The organism is Streptomyces sp. NPDC002156, from assembly GCF_053593675.1.
The window spans coordinates 133508-151913 of the sequence record NZ_JBSFDA010000002.1 but is presented as its reverse complement, the minus strand read 5'-3'; the positions used below and the strand labels follow the sequence as shown (position 1 = coordinate 151913).

General features: G+C 67.6%; 10 protein-coding genes and 1 pseudogene. 3 read left to right on the top strand and 8 right to left on the bottom strand.

The features are described from left to right. The first annotated feature begins 496 nt into the window (after positions 1-496). Positions 497-1798 carry a hypothetical protein gene (locus tag ACWCRB_RS02065; RefSeq protein ID WP_450994152.1) on the top strand — a complete coding sequence of 434 codons (1302 nt, stop codon included), beginning with the start codon at positions 497-499 and terminating at the stop codon, positions 1796-1798. A 97-nt stretch (positions 1799-1895) separates the two neighbouring features. After that, positions 1896-3233 (top strand): S8 family serine peptidase, encoded by a 1338-nt coding sequence (locus ACWCRB_RS02060; protein WP_450994151.1) that lies wholly within the window; start codon positions 1896-1898, stop codon positions 3231-3233. A 321-nt stretch (positions 3234-3554) separates the two neighbouring features. On the opposite strand, the gene ACWCRB_RS02055 is transcribed toward ACWCRB_RS02060, so the two are convergent. From ACWCRB_RS02055 to ACWCRB_RS02025, 7 genes are all read right to left on the bottom strand, one after another. Further along, complete coding sequence (locus tag ACWCRB_RS02055; RefSeq protein ID WP_450994150.1) at positions 3555-9269, bottom strand: RHS repeat domain-containing protein; 5715 nt, start codon at positions 9267-9269, stop codon at positions 3555-3557. Next, positions 9262-10878 carry a phospholipase D-like domain-containing protein gene (locus tag ACWCRB_RS02050; protein ID WP_450994149.1) on the bottom strand — a complete coding sequence of 539 codons (1617 nt, stop codon included), beginning with the start codon at positions 10876-10878 and terminating at the stop codon, positions 9262-9264. Before ACWCRB_RS02050 ends, ACWCRB_RS02055 begins: the two co-directional genes overlap by 8 nt. Then, the gene (locus ACWCRB_RS02045; protein WP_450994148.1) at positions 10875-11468 is read right to left on the bottom strand and encodes a phospholipase D family protein; all 594 of its coding nucleotides are present in this window, start codon (positions 11466-11468) and stop codon (positions 10875-10877) included. The genes ACWCRB_RS02050 and ACWCRB_RS02045 overlap by 4 nt, the downstream gene beginning before the upstream one ends. Then, on the bottom strand, positions 11468-11779 hold the full coding sequence (locus ACWCRB_RS02040) for a hypothetical protein (RefSeq protein ID WP_450994147.1): 312 nt from the start codon (positions 11777-11779) through the stop codon (positions 11468-11470). Before ACWCRB_RS02040 ends, ACWCRB_RS02045 begins: the two co-directional genes overlap by 1 nt. Next, complete coding sequence (locus ACWCRB_RS02035; protein ID WP_450994146.1) at positions 11773-12285, bottom strand: hypothetical protein; 513 nt, start codon at positions 12283-12285, stop codon at positions 11773-11775. The genes ACWCRB_RS02040 and ACWCRB_RS02035 overlap by 7 nt, the downstream gene beginning before the upstream one ends. 768 nt (positions 12286-13053) lie before the next feature. Further along, positions 13054-14487 carry an oxidoreductase gene (locus ACWCRB_RS02030; protein WP_450994145.1) on the bottom strand — a complete coding sequence of 478 codons (1434 nt, stop codon included), beginning with the start codon at positions 14485-14487 and terminating at the stop codon, positions 13054-13056. 340 nt (positions 14488-14827) lie between these two features. After that, positions 14828-16207, bottom strand: coding sequence for a hypothetical protein (locus ACWCRB_RS02025; protein ID WP_450994144.1), 1380 nt, complete (start codon positions 16205-16207; stop codon positions 14828-14830). 533 nt (positions 16208-16740) lie between these two features. On the opposite strand from ACWCRB_RS02025, the pseudogene ACWCRB_RS02020 reads away from it, so the two are divergent. After that, positions 16741-16932, top strand: a pseudogene (locus ACWCRB_RS02020) (CorA family divalent cation transporter); the annotation flags it as partial. Between the two features lie 366 nt (positions 16933-17298). Here the strand turns inward: ACWCRB_RS02020 and dapB are convergent. After that, the gene (gene dapB, locus ACWCRB_RS02015; RefSeq protein ID WP_450994143.1) at positions 17299-18045 is read right to left on the bottom strand and encodes a 4-hydroxy-tetrahydrodipicolinate reductase; all 747 of its coding nucleotides are present in this window, start codon (positions 18043-18045) and stop codon (positions 17299-17301) included. Between the last annotated feature and the right edge of the window lie 361 nt (positions 18046-18406).

The following is an 18406-nucleotide window of genomic DNA, read 5'->3' as shown; positions in this document are numbered from 1 at the left end:
GATAGATGACCAACGAGGCCCCCGAGCAGCGTGGTTGAGACGTCAGACATCTCGGTCAACGGCTCGGGGGCCTCGCTCGTTGTGCTTCGTGGACCGTCACCTGATCGGTGGCCAGCTCGAAGAAGCTCAGTCAGCGGTGCCCAGGACCGTCACGATGCGGCGGTAGCGCAGCCGTGTCCACAGCCGCTTGGTGGCGGACATGCCTGGACGAAGTCACTTTGCTCGGTGTTGGCTGGCGCGCAGCCGTGGCCAGGCGGCGTAGGCAGCCGAATCCCTCGATCGCAGGCGCCATGCGCGGAGACGCGTCCGTCATGGGTGCCGCACAGCAGCACATGCTGGGCCCCGCTGAGGGCTGACCTATACCGGACCAGGGTGCCGGTAGGTCCGGGGTGGTGGGGCGCATGGGATTCGTGAGCGTTTGTGCTACTCGCGGGTCGGGTGAAGCATGGAATCAGGATCGCTGCAACGGGGTGCAGCCTGGCGAATTGGAGCCGCCATGGTGGGTCCTTTCCAGAGTTTCCCGATCGGCGACAACGCGTCAGCCGATCTCTACCTGCTCCGTTACGGCAAGGACGGCCTGCTCCGCAGTCCGGCCGCTGAAGCCGCAGTGAAGGAGAGTCTCGCCGAGGTGACGGACGTCTATTTCTTTGCTCATGGCTGGAACAATGTCTTTGCCGCGGCCCTCGACCGCTACCAGAGCTTCATCGACGGATACATTGCTCAAGGGGCCGAGTACAGCGTGGCCAGCCCGGGCAGCGGCGACTATAACCCTCTTCTGGTTGGTGCTATCTGGCCCTCCACGAGCTTTGTCATGCCTTGGGAGGAGGGTCCCGCGATCGCGGGCTGGCCCGGGCGGGATAGTCCTGCCGCCGTGGAGCTTGAGGAGCTGCTCACGCTGGCCACCTCCGAGCTGAACGCTGACGAAGACCGTGCATTCGTTGACGCTGTGGACGGGCGCACGGCTGTCGATCCCGATACGGCCAGGGAGTTGGCCACCATCTTCCTGCGGAGCATGCGCTCGACGCCCGACCCCGACGATGGTTCGGCGCCCCCGAGCGTGGACGATCTGCTTGAGATCTGGTCCCGGCTCGGAGGTGTAAACGGGGGTGCAGGGAGTGCGGCCGCTGCCGCGGGCCAGGACATTGACCTGCGGGGTGTAGGGCGCGCCGCCTCGGTCTGGAAAATGAAAGCGCGCGCCGGTGCGGTCGGCACCAGGGGTGTTGCCCCACTCCTAGAGCACATCCTGCAGCCCGAGAGGGGCATACGCCTACACCTGATCGGACACTCGTTCGGAGCACGCGTCGTGCTATCCGCCCTCAATGCCGTCGCTGGGCGGAAAGCCCACGCGTTGCTGCTGCTTCAGCCGGCCGTTAACCGGTGGTGCCTCGCGCCGCGTGTCGAGGGAAACGGACTGCCAGGCGGCTACCACTCGGTTCTGTCTAAGGTCGAGCAGCCGATCTTGACCACGTTTTCCTCCCGGGACTGGCCCCTTACGAAGGTCTTCCACCTTGCGATGAAGGGGCGGCATCTCGGCGAGCAGCAGCCGCAGATCGCCATGGTCGGGGACACGGACACCTTCGGTGCCCTTGGCGGTTACGGTCCGGCCGGCTTGGACGGACAGGCGATCACGTGCAACGCGGCGCCGCCTGGTGAGAGCTACCCGCTAAGCGGAGCAGCACAAGTGATCGCCATTCAGGGAGGCGAAGAGGTCGACGGTCAGGTACCCATCACCGGGCACGGCGATATCAGCAACCCCTTCACCTGGTGGGCGCTGCATGAGCTGACTCGGGGCGATTGAAGACGAACCACAGGGTTTGGCGATGCGCCAAGGACCCTACGGCGAACCGCACTTGGCGTGCGTGCCCCCGGACCCTGACTCACGCTTTGGAGGAATAATGCCCTACGAGCGCTCACCTCTGGCAGACGCAGGCATCTGGAAAGGCGACAGCGACGCATCCGCAGAACCCGAGCTCACTGGGAGGTTCCTTGTCTCCTTCAAACGAGGGAAGGAAGCGGTCGAGAGCGGAGCGTCGGCCCTCAGGACGGGCGCTGGAATCAGTAAGCTTGAGCATGCCGGTGACAAGCGTTCTCCCGCCATCAACGCTCTGGCCAAAGGGGAGATCGACACGGTATTCCTTGATCGGCTGGGGATCGCTGTCGTAGCTGCACACCCGGACCAAGAGGCCGCAGTTTTGACGGTCAGTGAGAAGGAGTCCTCTATTCTGAGAGTGACTCCCGAAAAGATGCGGTACGCAAGCGGGCCTGTCGAGTACCTGCAAGGCTGGCAGCAGGGCGCAAATGATGCACTCGAAAGAGCATTTCAACAGCTAACGGAAGAGAGCGGCGCCGACCATGAAGTGAGGTCGGAGCAGAACTGGGACGAGTCCACGGCGACTTGGGGTATACAGGCTACGGGGTCTCATCGGACACCCTTCACTGGGGAGGGGCTGCGCATTGCGATTCTTGATACCGGAATCGATGTGGAGCATCCAGCCTTCGCAGGTCGCCAACTGCACACCGAGTCGTTCGTGCCGGACCAAGCAGTGCACGACGGGAACGGGCATGGTACCCACTGCGCGGGTATCGCCTGCGGGGGATGGGCCGGTGCTCCACGCTACGGAGTAGCAGCTGAGGCCGAAATCTGTGTGGGCAAGGTTCTGGGCAACGACGGTCGTGGCCCTGACCTCCAGATCCTGGCAGGAATTGACTGGGCCCTGTCACAGGGGTGCCAAGTGGTGTCTATGTCTCTCGGGTCCCCGGCCAGGCCCGGCATGCAATATGAAGAAGAGTACGAGGACGCAGCACAGGCTGCTGCCGAGATGGGTACGCTTCTCATTGCGGCGGCCGGTAACGACAGCAGGCGTCCCGGGCACATCATGCCTGTGCAGCTCCCGGCCAACTGCCCTTCGATAGTCGCGGTCGCTGCTGTTACGTCGGATCTCGACGTGGCCCCGTTCTCGTGTGGACGCGGCTCAGGCTCTGACGGCGTGGACCTTGCGGGCCCTGGCGTGGATGTGCTTTCCTCGTGGCCGCAGCCTCCCCGCTCTCGTAGGCTTTCGGGCACCAGTATGGCGGCTCCCTACGTGGCAGGAATTGCCCTCTTGACCATGCAAGCGGAGGGTTCGTCTAACGCAGGTGCACTCCGAAAGGCTCTGGCCCGCCGGGCCCAGAAGCTCTCGAACTGCTCACCGGCCGACGTCGGCGCAGGGTTGGTACAGGCCCCCATCGGCTGAACCCGCCCGAGGTGAGACCATGGAAGCGAATACATGGCCTCTGAGCCAGACGGGAATCAAACAGTGAGCGATCAGTCACAGAAAGTACTTGTCTCAGTTTCGGTGGACCGAAGCCGATTCGCTGAAGTGGCAGAAGCCGTGCGGCGAACGGGCCTGCTCTCTGACGTGCGCGAGATGCCCTTCCTCCACAAGGTTGGCGGCGCCGTTACACCGGAATCGATTCCGACCCTTGAAGCCGTCGACGGAGTCCAGAAGGTCCGGATGGGCGGAAGTGTAGAAGCTACCGCTACGTAGAGTTCCATGCTGTGATGTCCCCGGAGGCTACTTGATGTGATCATCGGTGCTGGACGTACCGTAGACGCCCTGTCGCAGCGGCAGTAGCTCGATCGTTCCCGCGGCCACCAGTCGGCCGATCTCGGATTTAGGGCCGGGAAGCTTGATCCCCGGGGCGTGGAAGATTGTGAACCGGTTGCCACCCGGGTTCTGCTGAGCCGCCGGGTTCGGCACGGTGTTGACCATGTCCCGGAGCTGGCGATTACTTTCGTTCAGGCGGGGGATCTTGTTGGTGTTCTTGGCGTCGCCGAACCACCGGCGACCACTGAACCACTCCATGACGTTCCAGATGTCCGGCCGCTTGCCACCCGGCGTCCGGAACGTGGCCTTGGGGGCGCCGATCTGCTGCTGTGCCTGAAACTCACCCTCTGCACCGAGCACCTTGGAGAGGCCCGCACCGCCCTCCGGGTTGGCGAAATACCACCACCCAGCCTGCATGAAGGCTTTGGTTCCGACCGCTCCCACAGCTCCCCAGCCAGCGCCGGACACCCCCTGATCCCAGCCGTGGGCCAGCGCGACTTGGGCCGCCTGCATGCCGCTGGCCTGTGCGAAATCGGTCGAGAAGAGACTTTGAAGCGTGCCGCCAGTGAATCCGCCGACGAATCCGCCAGCGGCGCCGCCGGCCGCCGACCCCGCATATTGCGACACAAGACGGGATGACGTCTGGCTGAGCACGCCGCGCCCGATCCCTTGGGTGAGCGTTGACGTCAACCCGCCGGTGACGCCCGTAGCCAGCGAGGCACCCACGGTTCCGCCGGCCAACCCGGCGACCGCCCCGATGGCGCCGTTGATGCCGCCATGGATGAGCACGCCTTCCAAGCCGCCGCCCTGCCGACCGCCCTGATAGCCGCCGGTGACCGCACCGGCGACCAGGCCGCCAAGGGCGAGGCCGGCCACTCCCAGGCCAGGGATGGCGGCGATCCCGCCACCAGCCGCACCGGCGAGGACAGCGACCGCGAAGTCCCAGCCGCTTTTGTCTCGGTTGGTAAGCGCCGCGAGCCCTCCGCCGACCAACGCCCCAGCAAGGACGGGCACAAGGACGGGTGCGAGGAAGAACAGCTCGCCGGTGGGGTCGACGAACAGGATTGGGTTGTTGCCGGCGAACAGATACGGGTTGGTCCCGCCGGCCGGACCGAACGGGTCTGGCGCGGTGAACCGGCCCCACTCGGCCAGCAGCACGCGGTGCCGCAGGTCGATCAGCCCGGCGGTTGGCTCGAGCACGTCGGGCCTGCCCTGGAAGCGCAGATGCGGGCCAGGCGCCGCGGCCGGACCAAAGGCTGCGGTCAGCGCGGTCAACTCGCCGCCCGGACCCCACCGGGCCCGGGACCGGACCCCGCCGTCCGGGCCGCTGACCGCCAGCACCGACCACGTCGGATCCCGGTGGAGCAGCGACCAGCGGACACCGTCATGCACCGCGATCGCCTGATCGGTGCCGAGACCCGGCGCGTAGCGCAGCGCCGCGGCTGCGGTGAACTCGGCGAATATCTCCTCTCCCACAGGGGTGGCCCGTCGGACGCCTGCGGCGTTCGTCCAGCTCACCAGCCGGCCGAAGCCGTCGAAGGACCGCTCGCCCAGCAGTCCACCGGAGGCATCCGAGACCCGGATCAGCCGGTCGCGGTGATCGTAATCGAAGCGGAGGTTCTGCCATGAGGTCAGCCGGCCGCCGGCGTCATACACGGGGATCTCGCCCCCCACCTGGACGTACCGGTGGGCGTCCGACACCCAGTCGGTGGCTCCGCCGCCGTCGTTAACCTCGAGCCGGTCGCCGCCAGCAGTAAGCCGGGCCTGCCAGCGTCGCGCGCCGCTCGAACCGACCTGGGTGGCGAGGACGTCTAGGTCGGCCTGGTCGCCCGCGCCGCCGGCCAGCCAGGCGGTGATGTCTGGCACCGCGCCGGCCGCGGCCGCCCGCACCCCTGTCAGCTGGCCCAGGGCGTCGGTCTCGAGGCGGTACCGCTCGTCGCCGTCCCGGTGCCACGCGAGCGGGACACCCCGGCCGTCCGGAAGTAGGGTCAGCGTCTCGATCGCGCCAGCCGGCCCGGTGACCTCCGATCGCAGCAGCCGGCCGCCGTGGTCGTAGTGGTACCGGGTCACCGTTTCCCCTCCCTCAACGGTCACGTTTATCACGCCTGGCCGATCGTTGCGCCACCAAGTGATTGCCGTGCGCAGGGAGTCTCCGCCAGGCAGTGTGGTAGTGGTCGCCGACACCCGACCGGCCGCATCCCGCTCGTACTCCACCCATGCGCCGTCTGGCAGGTCCAATCGGCGCAGCGGGCCGACTGGGGCCCAGTCCAGGTTCACGGCCTCGCCGTCCAGCGTCTCCTGCCAGCAGCGTCCGAGGGTGTCCCACTCGCGGCGACTGTCGTGTTCCGGGGTGACCACCCGCGAGAGCCGGCCCATCGGTGTGTACTCGCGATTCTCCATCACGGAGCTTCCGGCACGCGTGCTGACGATCCGGGTCAGGTTGCCGACAACGTCGTACGTGAACACCGCAGTCCAGCCAGCCGCGGTGGTCACCGACGCGACCCGCCCGGTGGCGTCGTACCGAGTGGTGAACGTCGTCGACTGGTCCGGACCGGTCAGCGCCACCACCCGACCGAACGCGTCCCGCTGCAGGGTGTGCCGCACACCATCCGGGTCGGTGACCGCGATCGGCGCCCCGGTCATGTCGTTGTCGAACGCGACGACCGCACCGCTGGTCTCGACCCGTGCCGGCGCTCCGAGCTCGTCGTACCGGGTTGTGGTGGTTGACCCGGTGGGCCCGGTGCGCGTGACCGGCCGGGAGAAAGCGTCGTAGTCAAAGGCCCATCGGTTGCCTAGGGCGTCGGTCGCCGAGTCCAGGCGGCCCACGGCGTCGTGGGCGAACGACGTGCGCAGCAGCGGTGGTCCGCCCGGCCCGGCCGTGACCCATTCGACCGTGACGACCCGGCCCTGCTCGTCGTGCGAGAAGCGCAGGCTTTCTCCAGTCGGACCGGCCGCACCGGTGAGGCCGTCGGGTGACCACGTGTATGTGGTGACTGTCCCGGCCGGGCCGGTCGAGCGCACCAGGCGGCCGGCCGCGTCGTACCCCAACTGAGTCATCGCCCACGGACCGGGCGGTTGTCCTGCGCGCAGCACGCGGCTGGAAGCCGACGTGATCCGGCCGGTCGGGCTGAACAAGGTCCGCTCGTGCGCGACCAGCGCACCGGCGGTGTCGAAGGTGCGCAGCTCGGTGCCGCGCCCGAGCACGTCGGTGGTGAGGGCGTCGACGATTCCGTCGGGCCGGGTGACCGATGTAGGCCGGCCGAAGCCGTCCACAACGGATACCCATTCGTCCCCGGCCGGTCCTGTAAAGACGACGGCCTCGCCGCCGATCTCGTATTCCCACTCGTAGCGCTGTTCGGTGCCGGTACCGACTCCGTCGCGCATTTCCAAGAGCAGGTCCCGCGGGTCGTATCGGTAGGTTGTCCGCCGGCCGGTGGGACCGACCGTCTCCACCGGACGATCGAGGCCGTCATAGCGGATCGACGACGTCGCCACTCCCATGGCGGTCGGCGTCGCGGTGCGGATGATGCGACCTTTGGCATCGCATTCGACGGCGGTGCTGACCCACGCGTCGCCGGGAGACTGACACCGGATCTCGGTCAGTGCGCTCCGCTGGTCGTACTGGTATTCCCGCCGCAGCCCGGTCGGGTCCACCTCGGCGACGATATGGTCGGCATCGTCCCATTCCTGTGCGGCCGTGGTGCCACCGGGTCCATCAATGGTGCGCAGTCGCCCGGCGGCGTCGTATCCGAACGTGGTGGCCAGGTCGCCACCGAAGGCGAGTGTGTGCACCAGGCCGGCACCGGGACCGGCGGCCACATAGGTTTGCTCGATGACCGTGCCGTCGGGCTGTTCGCACCGCACGACCCGGCCGCGTGCGTCGTACTGGTAGCGGGTGACCGCTCGCGCGTCCGGGCCGCCGTCCACTGGCGCGAGCGGCTCGGCCAGCCGGATCAGGCGGCCGGTCGCGTCGCGTTCTAGGTCGGTACGGGCACCTGCCGCGTCGACGACCGCCGTCAGCGAACCGCCGACGTCGAACTCGAACGTTGTCGCTCGGGACGTTCCGCCGCTGCGCAGGGCGATCCGCGTGCACCGCCAGGCGCGGCCGAACCGGGCCCAGGTCAGCAGCGTGCGGTCGCCACGAGGGCGCCGGATCTCGGCGAGCTGACCGTTGGCGGCCCAAACCCAGGCGGTCACGGCGGGCGGACCGGCGTCGGTCGGGACACTGGTGGACAGTTTGCGGCCGGTGGCGCTGAATGAGTGCGTCACCGTGACTCCCAGGGGGTCGGTGACGGTCACCGTCAGGGCCACCTTGTTCCGGTTGACCTGCACCGGCTCGGGCTGGGGAACAGCCGCTGCGTAGGCGAACGTCCAGGGGTCGTCGTATGCGCTCTGGGCGAGCACTCGGCCACGCCACGGTCCGGAGCCGGCGTATTCGGTGGCGACCGCCACCACGCCCGCCGGGTCGCGCATCACCGTGAGGGCGCCGCGCTCCCGGGGGTCGCCGCCGTTGCTGTAGTCGTACCGCCAGGTCCGCCCGGACGGGTCGCTCGCCGTGCGGAGGCGGCCGGCCGAGTCGTACGTGTAACTCCAACGTCGACCCAACGGATCGGTGATCCCGCTGATCAGGCCGACCGCGTTCGTGTTCGCAACCAGGCGGGGGCCATCGTCGTGCACCAGGGACTCGATTCGCCCGTCCGCCGTCCGCCGCACATCGATACCGGTGCCGCCCGGTTCCGCGATGCGCACGAGCTGCCCGGTCGCGTCGAGGGTTCGCAGCCAACCGTCGTCCGTGGCGAGCAGCCAGCCGGCGCCTGTCCGGCGCAGCCAGACGTTGTCGAGGTCTTCAGGGGGGACGTAGGGATCGCCGGGCGCCGCAGGCGCCCCGAAGAATCCTCCCGAACCATCTCCACCGGACAGATACACCGCGCCAGTGGCCAGTACTCGCACCGTCGTGTCCAGCCAGGTTTCCCAGCCTGGCCCGAAACAACCGACGCGGTAGAGCTGAGAGCAGTAGTTCCGCTGGATTGCCAGTAAGGGAGTGGAGGTCTCTACTACCGTGTCGACGTGGTCGTACCACCAAGCGCCGGTCAGCGGGTCCACGGGATCGCCCACGCCGGTGCGCCACAAGCCGGAGGCCGGCACCCCAGCCAGTTGGGTGGCCGGAAGGGCGTTGAGGGCTGCCGCGCCCGCGCGAGCCTGTGCGCCCGCGGCCAGGGCAAGCTGCGCCGCTGCTCGGCCCTGGTCGGCAGCCGTGCCTGCCCGGGTGGCGTCGGCCGCCGCCGCAGCGGCGGTCTCCGTGGCCTGGCCGCCCCGTTCGGCGGCCTCCTCCATCCGGTCCAGCGCCTCTTCTGCGCGGGGATTGTCCTTGGCTCCGCCTTCCTGGTCGTACCCTTCCTCGTCACCGCCTTCGTCGGCCTCTTCCTCGTCGCTGCCTTCGGAGTCGTCCTCTTCATCGTCCGTGTAGTCCTGGCCGCTGTCCGCGTCCTCGCCCGCGTCCCAGCCGTCCCAGTTGTCGTCGCCCTCACCGGATGAGTCGGTGCCCTCGTTGCTTGGATCGTGCTCGGGTGGTTCCGGATCGGGCGGAGGCGGAACTTTCGGCCGCTCGTCCGGCGGCTTGCGGCTCATCTGCGCATCCACGATCGGGATGGGGCGGGTCTCCTCGTATGGTCGGTCACCCACGACGCCTCCTCAGCAGCACGTCAACAATCGCGGGGTTCACCGGGCGGCGGCTAAGCACAGTGGGCAACCGCTGCGGGTCCTCGATGGCGGTGCGCAGTCTGGCTTCGGGCGTCGCGTCGACATCCTCAGCGGTGGTCAGGCCAGCCGCCACGAGACAACCCGCGGTCACCTCGCAGACCCGCAGTTGCGCCATGAGCGGCGCGACCGCGGCGGCCAGGGCCAGGTCAGCGACGGGCACATGGGCCGCGCGGCCCAGGGCCCGCAACTGCGACCGGTCGGCGGGTAACTCGGCGCCGGTGCGAATGCCCTGACTGGCGAGCCGCGCGGTGGCGTCGGTGCTCAAGCAGATCAACTCGGAAAGAGCGATGACGCGGCGGCGGCGGTCCGGGTCGAGCATCCGCCAGCGGGCCTCGAAGCGTGCGGTCAGGTCGGCGGCGGTCGCCTCACTGTCCAGGTAGAGCGTGGCTTCCCGGAGCCGGAAGAATGCCGACGCGGTCCAGTTATGCGAGCCGACCAGCACATGCCGCCGGTCGACCACGACGGATTTTTCGTGCAGCGCCACCTCCGGCCACCAGGTACGTACGCCTACACGGCGGTCGCGGAGCGCCGACCGGGCCGCCTGATTCACCTCGTGGGCAGCGCGCACGTCGCCGGGCAGCGAGTCCGCCAGCAGGCACCGGACCCGGCCGCCCCGCGCCACGCATTCGCCGAGCGCACTGATCAGATCGTCGAGCGCCGAGTTAGCCGAAACGAAGAACATGGTGATGGTCACGTCGGTCGCAGCCGCCAGCAACGAGAGCAACAGCCGTGGATAGGCCGCACCGAACACCGGTGCCACTGTGGTGATCGGCCGTTCCGGCAACTGCCGGGTCGCGAGCCCGCGCATGCCAGTCGCCACGCGCTCGGCCGACGGCGCCCACAGGCGAGGCTTGGTGCGGCCGAACGCGACGGCGTCGGCGAGCGTGATAACGGTGGTGGCGGCCGCCTCGGCGTCGGTCATCGCTCCTGTCACGGACCCAGGCAGCCCGATCGCGCCGGATCGCACGGCTATGTACAGGTCTGCGACGCCCGGCTGGCCGCCCGGCCACCGGCTCAGCGGTGGCTCTCGCAGGACCACCAGAGCCGGGCGGGCAAGTTCCCACGCCTGCCGGTCCAGCTTGGCCGCGGTACGGATGTCCTGGCGCCGCCGGTACGGCCGGCCGGCGATGATGCGGCGGGCGGTGACTGGGCCGATCCCCGGCACTGCGGTCAGCTCCTTCTCGCGGGCGCTGTTCGCGTCGATGGCCAAGACCGGCTCGGCTGGCGCCAGGCCGCCCGCACCGGGCGGGCCGGTCAGCCGCACCCACGTTCGCGGCGACTGGGCCGTCCACCCGAGCAGCCTGGCCGCCTCGGCATCGAGTGCCCGCACCAGTACGTCGAGTTGGTACGGCCAGTACGAGGCGCCGAGCACCCGGTCTGCGGTCTCGTCACCAACCTCCAGTGCGACGGCGGCGCGGCGCAGTGCTGCGGCCAGTCGTCGGCTTTGTGTGCCGCTATATTCCGGCACACCGGTGAGCTGTTCCGCCACGGCGGCCGCGATCTCGGGGTCGGTGCTCGGGAGAGCCCTCATTGCGCGTCGCTCCTCTCGTCCTCGGCCTGGGCTGTATCAGGAGCGTCGGAGGCCGACGGGCTGGCGTTATCGCGATCCCATGGCACGGCCGCGGCCCAGGTCGAGTCGAAGGAACGGGCGAGATCGTCTGCGAGCGGGCCCGAGCGTACCCGTACGGCCAGCTCGTAGTTGCGGTCCAATCCGCCCGGTGTCCAGTTCGCAGACCCGCACACAACGGTGCGGTCAGCGACGATCAGTTTTGTATGCTCCCCACTCGGGCGGGGCTCCGCCCACACCCGGACCGGCACACCGCGGCGCGCGAGGTAGCCGGCCGCGGCGGCATTGGACCGCACCCGGGCCGGCCCCGACCGGAAGTCGTCCACCAGAACGCGCACGTCCACGCCGCGCCGACCGGCACGGACGACCGCGTCCAGCACGAACCGCACGCTCAGGCGCAGGTCGTCCGGCGCGGACAGGCCGATGAGGAACATCGAGATCCAGAGCCGGATACGGGCCCGTTCGGCCTCGTCCAGCGCGACGGCGACGTGGTCATCGCCGATCACCAGTTGGCAACCGTCTGCGGTGAAGGCCGGGATCGGTAGCGGTTCCATCAGCTCACGCGTTTCTCAACGCTGAGGCCGCCTCGCAGTCGGCGGCCGCGGCGCGCGATCGAAATTGCCAGTGCTGTCCGTTCCCGGCGGACCAAAGCCAGGGCTGCCATCGAGCGGCCCAGCTCGGTCGCGATGACGGCGAGTCGCTCCGCCTGTTCGCGGTTGAGTCGTGAAGCGTGCGGCAGAACCCGCCCGGTCACCTCCAGCATGGCCCGGACATCCTCGGTGAGCCGCAATTCCCGGATCTCGGCGTACTCCGCCCGAGCGATCAGTCGGCGCAACGCGTCGATGTCGCGGCCGGTGCTCACCACGACTCGTCCTCGAACTCGTCGCCCTCGTTGTCGCCACCGGCGGTCTCGTAGTCCTCTAATGCGGACTCATACTCGGAGGCGGCCTCCTCGGCTTCCTGTTCGGCCTGCTCCTGTCGCCTCAGGTGCCCCATGATGATCTCGCTGAACCACTCCGGTACACGCGTCAGCATCTCCTGTTCGGTGGGCGTGAGTACACGGTCGACCAACACAGGCAGGGGCGGCGGCGTCCACCCGGCGCCCGGTCCGACAGCCTCCCCCAGACTCTGCTCCAATCTGAACAAAGCGGCACTCTGCTCATGGGAGACCGCTCGCAACGCCGTCACTTGTGCGGTGACGGCGTCGACCACGGCTACCCAGTCCTCGGCCGTACCGGGCCAGTCACGCCGCGCCCGTGCAAGGTCGTCGAGGGCGGCCGTCACAGTCATCTCGCCGCCGAAGACCTGGCGCAGCGTGCCGTCGATGCCCAGCAAGGAAAACCAATCGCTCGCCGTCGCTTGGTAGGCCATGACGGTTTCCCGCCTAGCGCCTGGTCTTTGCCGCGAACGGCACCCCGTTGATGGCTTGGATGCGGTATAACACGGCGTCCGCATCGGTGAATACAGCGTCGGCACCGAACAGCTTGGTGATCATCGCACTGTCCTCGGTACGTTCGGCTGAGCCCATGCGGAGGTCGAGAATCCGAGCACGTTCAAACGGAATCGTCACCTCTGTGCCCCCCATTCCGTTGGACGAAAGGGTTGGAGAAGACAAGCGAGCCCGATGCGGGTGACACGCAAGCCGACCACCCCAAGGCTCCAGGTATAGCCCGGTCGTGGACGACAGGCAATACATCCCTCGGTCGGGCAAATGCCGCCAGCGGCACCATTCAAGGTCATCCCCTGGCCCTGCACGTTTCGTTTGGCTTCCCATCCGTATCCTGATCGGAAAGGTGAAACCGCCTTCTGGGCTGGGAAGATGCGGCTTTTCGATGCTGCTGTCATCGCACTGGGAGGCGGCTCCTCGAGATTGTCATGGCTTCAGCGCAGCAGCTTGTGAGATCACGTCGGGCGCAGGACGTTGAAGCCCAGAGCTCCGACTAGCCTAGATCGTTCATGAGTCTCGGGAGTTAGCCTCTTCCAACCTGTTCGCCGCGAGCGTGGTGCTCGGCTGGTCATGCACCTTCGGTGTCAAGTCGCTCCGCGGACTGGAGCAGGTACTCGGGCAGTTTCACCACCCCCTGCCCCGGGTGTGGCGGTGAGTCATGACATGCCGTACGTACGCGGGCATGGCAGGGCTCAGTTCCTGCTCAATGTCCGCGACATCCCGGCCACCACAGTCGTCGTCAGGATCCAACCGATCGCCGTCAGTGCGTACGCCAGCGCCTGTACGCCGCCGTTCTGCCAGTGCCAGGCGGCGCCCTGGCCGAAGCCGCCGATGGGCAGCAGCAGGTCCAGGGCGTAGACGAAGGGGTTGAACGGCGGGCCCTCACCAGGCTTGTCTGCGGTAGGCGTGTGGGCGGTGAAGACCGCGGCGCCCAGCAGGGTCATAAGCGCCAGCCAGACTCCGGCGATCCAGGGGCGATAGCCGTAGCCGACGGTGGCGTCCAGGAGGCAGCCCCACGCCCGTCCCGGCGGGCCGAGCGTTGCCCGGCGGCGGCGCTGCCGGGCGAGCAAGACCCGGCGGGCGTCGGCGTCGTGGCCCAACCTCCGGTAGTTCTCGGCCAGTTGCTCGTACGGTTGCGGCGCGTATCCGGGGCTGCGGTGCAGCCAGGCCAGTCGATTCGTCACGTCGTCGTGGCCCCTGGCTGCGGTGGCCTCCAACCACTCGTACGCCAAGCCGTCCAGGCGCAGGGTGGCCGACCATGTCTCTGGGCGGTCTTGGATGCGGCTGGCATGCGCGTTTCGCAGGTCCACGTTTCCTTGCGGTGTCCGTGCGAACCCCAGATCGAAGGTGTCGGCGCGCGCGCCGATACACAGCAATGCCGTTTCCTCACCAAGAAGTTCGGCACCGTCGAAGGACAGCAGGTCGGCAATCTGCGCACCCCGCACACGCACCGTGCCAGCCGCCCGGAACCCCTCACAGAGCCACACCGTGGACGCCATCAAACCGTCTCCGTTGAACGCGATGTCATCCAGCGCGCCGACCACGATCCGCGCCCCCCGCATGAACAGCCCGCCCGGCAACTGCGCCCCGGGAAACAGCACTTGACCCTCTGCCGTGAAGCCGTCCTCGCAGAACACCCCGCCTTCCATGACGAGCCCACCAGCATCCAGCGCCACCCGCCCCGGAGCGATCAGCTTCGCCCCATCGAGCCGCAGGCCGCCCGCGATGTGCGCGTGCACGAGCTTGACCGCGTTGAGACCCTGACCGTCGATAGTGGACCCGCGCAGATCAAGGCGCCCGCCGATACGGGCCGTTGGCGCCCGGAACCCCGGTATCCGACTGTCGGTGATAGACACGGCGAGCGTGGAGGCGGCCTCCAGAGTGACGGCCCCGTCGAACTCGCAGGAGTCGAGACGCAGCAACTGCCGGATCTCAACCCCATCCAGCGCGAGCGCCCCGCTGACGTGCGCGCCGCTTAGCTGCAATACGTTGCCGTCACCGCGAAGGAGCAGGCTCTTGAGCGTCCCGGCGCGGACGGCTCGGCCCCGAAGATCGAGTGCCTGCTCCTCGGCATAGGCACGCTCCAACTCCCGCTCCGCGTCAGGGTCGCGTGCTGCAGCACTCATGAGGCTCCTGCCTGTCCGCCCATCAGGCGCGCTCTCCGTGGCTGATTCCCCGACGGCGCGAACAGCCGGTTGGTGACCGGCGCCGGGATCTCTTTGCGGCTCCTTAATGCCATGAACCAAGCCTAGGACGGAGCCCTGACATCAGAGCCGGCCTCGAACCTCCGGACGCTCATGCCCTCTCAGCTCGCCCAGCAACCGTGCACAATCATCGTGGAGTCGACGGGAGCCGCCGGGAGGCTGGTCCGCGCCAAAGGAGCCGACGGACGCCATCGGACGACCCAGAGGTGATGCAGAGAGCCCTTCGCTCCCGTGTACATTCAGCAGGCCGTTCACCACCGAGTCACCGTCCGTCCCCTCGTTCCGGCCGGTAGGGGCTCCATCCCTTCAAGTGTGGTTCGAGCTCCTCCGGCGTCGGTTCACGCGTGTTCGGCATCCCCGGAAGCCGGGTCAAGGGGTCAATCGCCCGCGCGTAGCCATACGCCCACTCCAACCAGCGCCGGGCCGAGACCAGAGCCGACTCGTCCATGGCACCGCCCAGCTCGCCGAGACGACGTTCCAGTGCCGTGCAGTACTCATCGAGCGCAGCGGCCTCCCGCCAGCGTTCGGCCTCTTCGCGAAGCACCTCGGCGAGTTGATCGTGAACTGCTCGCTCCTTCGCCTCCTCCACGGCCGCTCGCCAGCGAACTGCACGCTCCGTTTTGGCCCGCTCCTCGATTTTCCTGCGCTGAGCGTCCTCCAACACTCGTTCCTGGATCTCCCCGAGAATCAAACCCAGGGCGTCCTCAAGCACTCGGGTCTTCCGATCGCGCCAGCGGCCCGGCCTGTCGGATCGGCCATGGTCAAGCTCGACGACGAGACGCGCGGAGCGCTCCGGATTAGTGGACTGCGGGAACTCCTGCCTGAGGGTTACGGTGCGCGCGAAGCCCTCGACGACCACATCCACTCCGCCCTCGCGCCGCGAATAGTACGACCGGCTCGGCCGGACCTCGTACCCTCGCCGTACCGCCTCGGCAGCCAACGCCTGCAGCATCAGGAGTGACCGGCGGCGGAGCTCAGAGGGCATGACCAGCTGTCTGTCGTCGTCCCTGAGCGCAGCCACGGCCGGATGGAGGGAACCCAGCCGTGCGGGGACCGGAACCACCGACGCGCCGGCCTTCGGCCGCAGACTCCGCGCGTTGGGATGTGGGCCCTCCGCGAGGAACAATTCCAGCCCACGTGTTCCGAAGCGGACTTTCTCGATGCGTCTGCCTTGCGGTTCCAGTCCCTGTCGCTTCGCGTAGTCGACGACGCGCCGCCATTCTACGACCTCGTCGCCATCAAGGTCGGCGAGACGGACCCGCCCCTGAGCGATCAGCCGGTCGACCAGCTCCTGGGCCTTCACCCGTCGAGCACGCGCTACGGGCCGTTCGCTGTACGGCGTCGGGCTGCGCTTTCGACGCGCAACTACGCGCCGTGTTCCGCCTTTCGCCGACGCCGAAGGTCCGGCAGACTCCTGAACGCCGTCGTCATCAAACGACGGATCGTCGGGATGACGACCATGCTGAAGGTAGGACCTGCCTGCCTCGGTGACCTCCACATGGACATCCCCACCGCTCTTCCTGACCGTCACCAGGCCGCGGTCGCGCAGGGCGTAGGCCGAGCGCCACTCCCCCGGCACCCAGGCTCCAGACTCTTCACCGGCCGCGAGCCGCTCCAGAAGTACGCGCTGCCGTTCATTCAAGGCGGACCACCGATGCACGAACCCCAGCCCACACCGCACCCCCACACCCTGCATAGCGCTGAATGAGTGGATGTCGGCAGCTGGAGTCCCTTGGGACCTTTCTGGGTTCCGGCTACATCAGCGGGTACGAGTGTGAGACAGCAAGTACGCCGTCGCCATCTGCGCGGGTCAACGACGCACAACGGCCCCGCACGGCAGGTCACGGGGCTGGCCGCTCTCCTCCGGGACAACTACGCGGGCCCCGCGTGCTGCGGCCGGCCAAGTCTCCTCAGCAGTGCACCGGTATCCTTCGTTCTGCCATCCCTCACGAAGCGTGATCGGTACGCCCAACCGCCGGGCACTCAAAATCACACTCGACGGCTGTCCTCCGACATCCATCCTGGGGAGAATCTGGGGAGTATGGGCCGCGCTGGGGAGCGCGTGGGGAGAATCGACTGCGTAACGCGGCACGATCCGGAAAGAGTCCGAAAGGATTATCTGCGCAGGTCAGAGTCGGTGAATACGGCATCGCCGCAGGTCAGAGCGGCTCGGTAGACAACTTCAAGAAGATCTCGTCGTGGGCGGCCATTCTGTTCGCCCCGACGCTCGTCGGGACGATCTACGGGATGAACTTCGAACACATGCCAGAGTTGCACTGGGTACTCGGATACCCATTCGCGGTGCTACTAATGGCTGCTGTCTGCACCAGTTTGTACATCATCTTCAAGCGGCGGGACTGGCTCTGAGTAATCGACTCACGAACGCCCCAATACCGGGATCGGCGACGCGAACACGGCTGCCGCAGGCACCGTTCAAGCCGCTGGGGAGAACGAAACGTTCAAGATCGCGTCGATTGCGGCCTTGTACTCAACCGGCAACGCCACGGACGTATCGAACAGTGTCGCTCGCCAGCGGTCAGGCGCCCGTTCACCTCGTCGAGGCGCCCGTGCGCCGCCATCGCCACTCCTCGCCGCACGAGGAGAAAGTCGGACTCTGCCTGCCGAGGCATCGGGCTGATCCCGCGGGCATCGAAGGTCGCCACCCGGTATCCGGCGCCGACCAGCGCCAGGACCTGGCGCAAGGTCCATACGTTGCCCTGTCGTTGCTTCGATTCAGTCCAGGCCCAGTACGGCGTCGAGTCCGACCGTCACTCCGGTGAGATTTGGGGCGGCGCGTAGCGCGGTGAGCACTCCGGGCATGAGTGACTCGCGTGTCACGGAGTCGTATCGCAGCCTCAGAATTTCGCCGTCGACGCCGAACAGCACCTCTTGTGATGACATGAACCCACGGACTCGGACCGAGTGTACGGAGACTCCCTCGATCCGCCCGCCCCGCACGCCATATGGGTCGAGGTAGGTGGCATCGGGTGACGGGGCGCAATCCGCTTCGGCGCGAGCGCGACCGATCAGTTCGGCCGTGTGCTGCGCCGTTCCCGATGGCGCGTCCACCTTGTCAGGATGATGCATCTCGATGATCTCGACAGACTCGAAGAACGGGGCGGCCTTTGTGGCGAACTTGGTCATCAGCACCGCACTGACCGAGAAGTTCGGAACGACGAACACGCTGACGTCACCATGGTCGACCAGCGCGGCGCGGATCTGCTCCACAGCCTGCTCGTCGAAGCCGGATGTCCCCACCACCACATGAATGCCTTGCTTGATGCACCACTGGACCTGCTCGTGGGCAACGTCCGGTGGCGAGAACACGAGCACGACATCAGCGTTGTGGTCGACGATGTCTTGCACGTCGTCATCAACGTCGATCTCGGCAACCACGGTCAAGTCGGAGCTGGCCTCAATTGCGCGGACCGACGCCACGCCCATCCGCCCGCGGGCTCCCAACACAGCAACTCGAGTCATATGGTTAGCCTAACCTATGTTGACCGCCCGGCTCCAGTGCCTGAGTCTCACGGATGGGGTCTGCGAGCGGGGCGGATCTGGCTGCCAGAAGCTGCTTCAGCGGCGCAAGTTCAGCGGCGCGAGCGCTATCAAGCCAAGGGGCTGAGCGGGTTGCCGCGCACTGGTTGGCTGCGGATGTGAGCTCCGACATCGTCTGATGGTCAGTTTCGGCAGGACTCGGTGCCGGTCTCAAGGATGTTGCGCCAGTGTGGGCGGGATGGCTTGCCGGCCACCAGCATCCCGTAGGAGCTCAACGACCTGATCGAGGACCTGCGCAAGAGCCGCGACCCGGAGAAGCGGGCGTTGGTGAGGTGTCCCCGCC

Excerpts from the sequence above, each read along its gene's own strand:
- ACWCRB_RS02065 (WP_450994152.1), top strand. The coding sequence starts at position 497 with ATGGTGGGTCCTTTCCAGAGTTTCCCGATCGGCGACAACGCGTCAGCC.
- ACWCRB_RS02060 (WP_450994151.1), top strand. The coding sequence starts at position 1,896 with ATGCCCTACGAGCGCTCACCTCTGGCAGACGCAGGCATCTGGAAAGGC.
- ACWCRB_RS02050 (WP_450994149.1), bottom strand. The coding sequence starts at position 10,878 with ATGAGGGCTCTCCCGAGCACCGACCCCGAGATCGCGGCCGCCGTGGCG.
- ACWCRB_RS02045 (WP_450994148.1), bottom strand. The coding sequence starts at position 11,468 with ATGGAACCGCTACCGATCCCGGCCTTCACCGCAGACGGTTGCCAACTG.
- ACWCRB_RS02035 (WP_450994146.1), bottom strand. The coding sequence starts at position 12,285 with ATGGCCTACCAAGCGACGGCGAGCGATTGGTTTTCCTTGCTGGGCATC.
- ACWCRB_RS02030 (WP_450994145.1), bottom strand. The coding sequence starts at position 14,487 with ATGAGTGCTGCAGCACGCGACCCTGACGCGGAGCGGGAGTTGGAGCGT.
- dapB (WP_450994143.1), bottom strand. The coding sequence starts at position 18,045 with ATGACTCGAGTTGCTGTGTTGGGAGCCCGCGGGCGGATGGGCGTGGCG.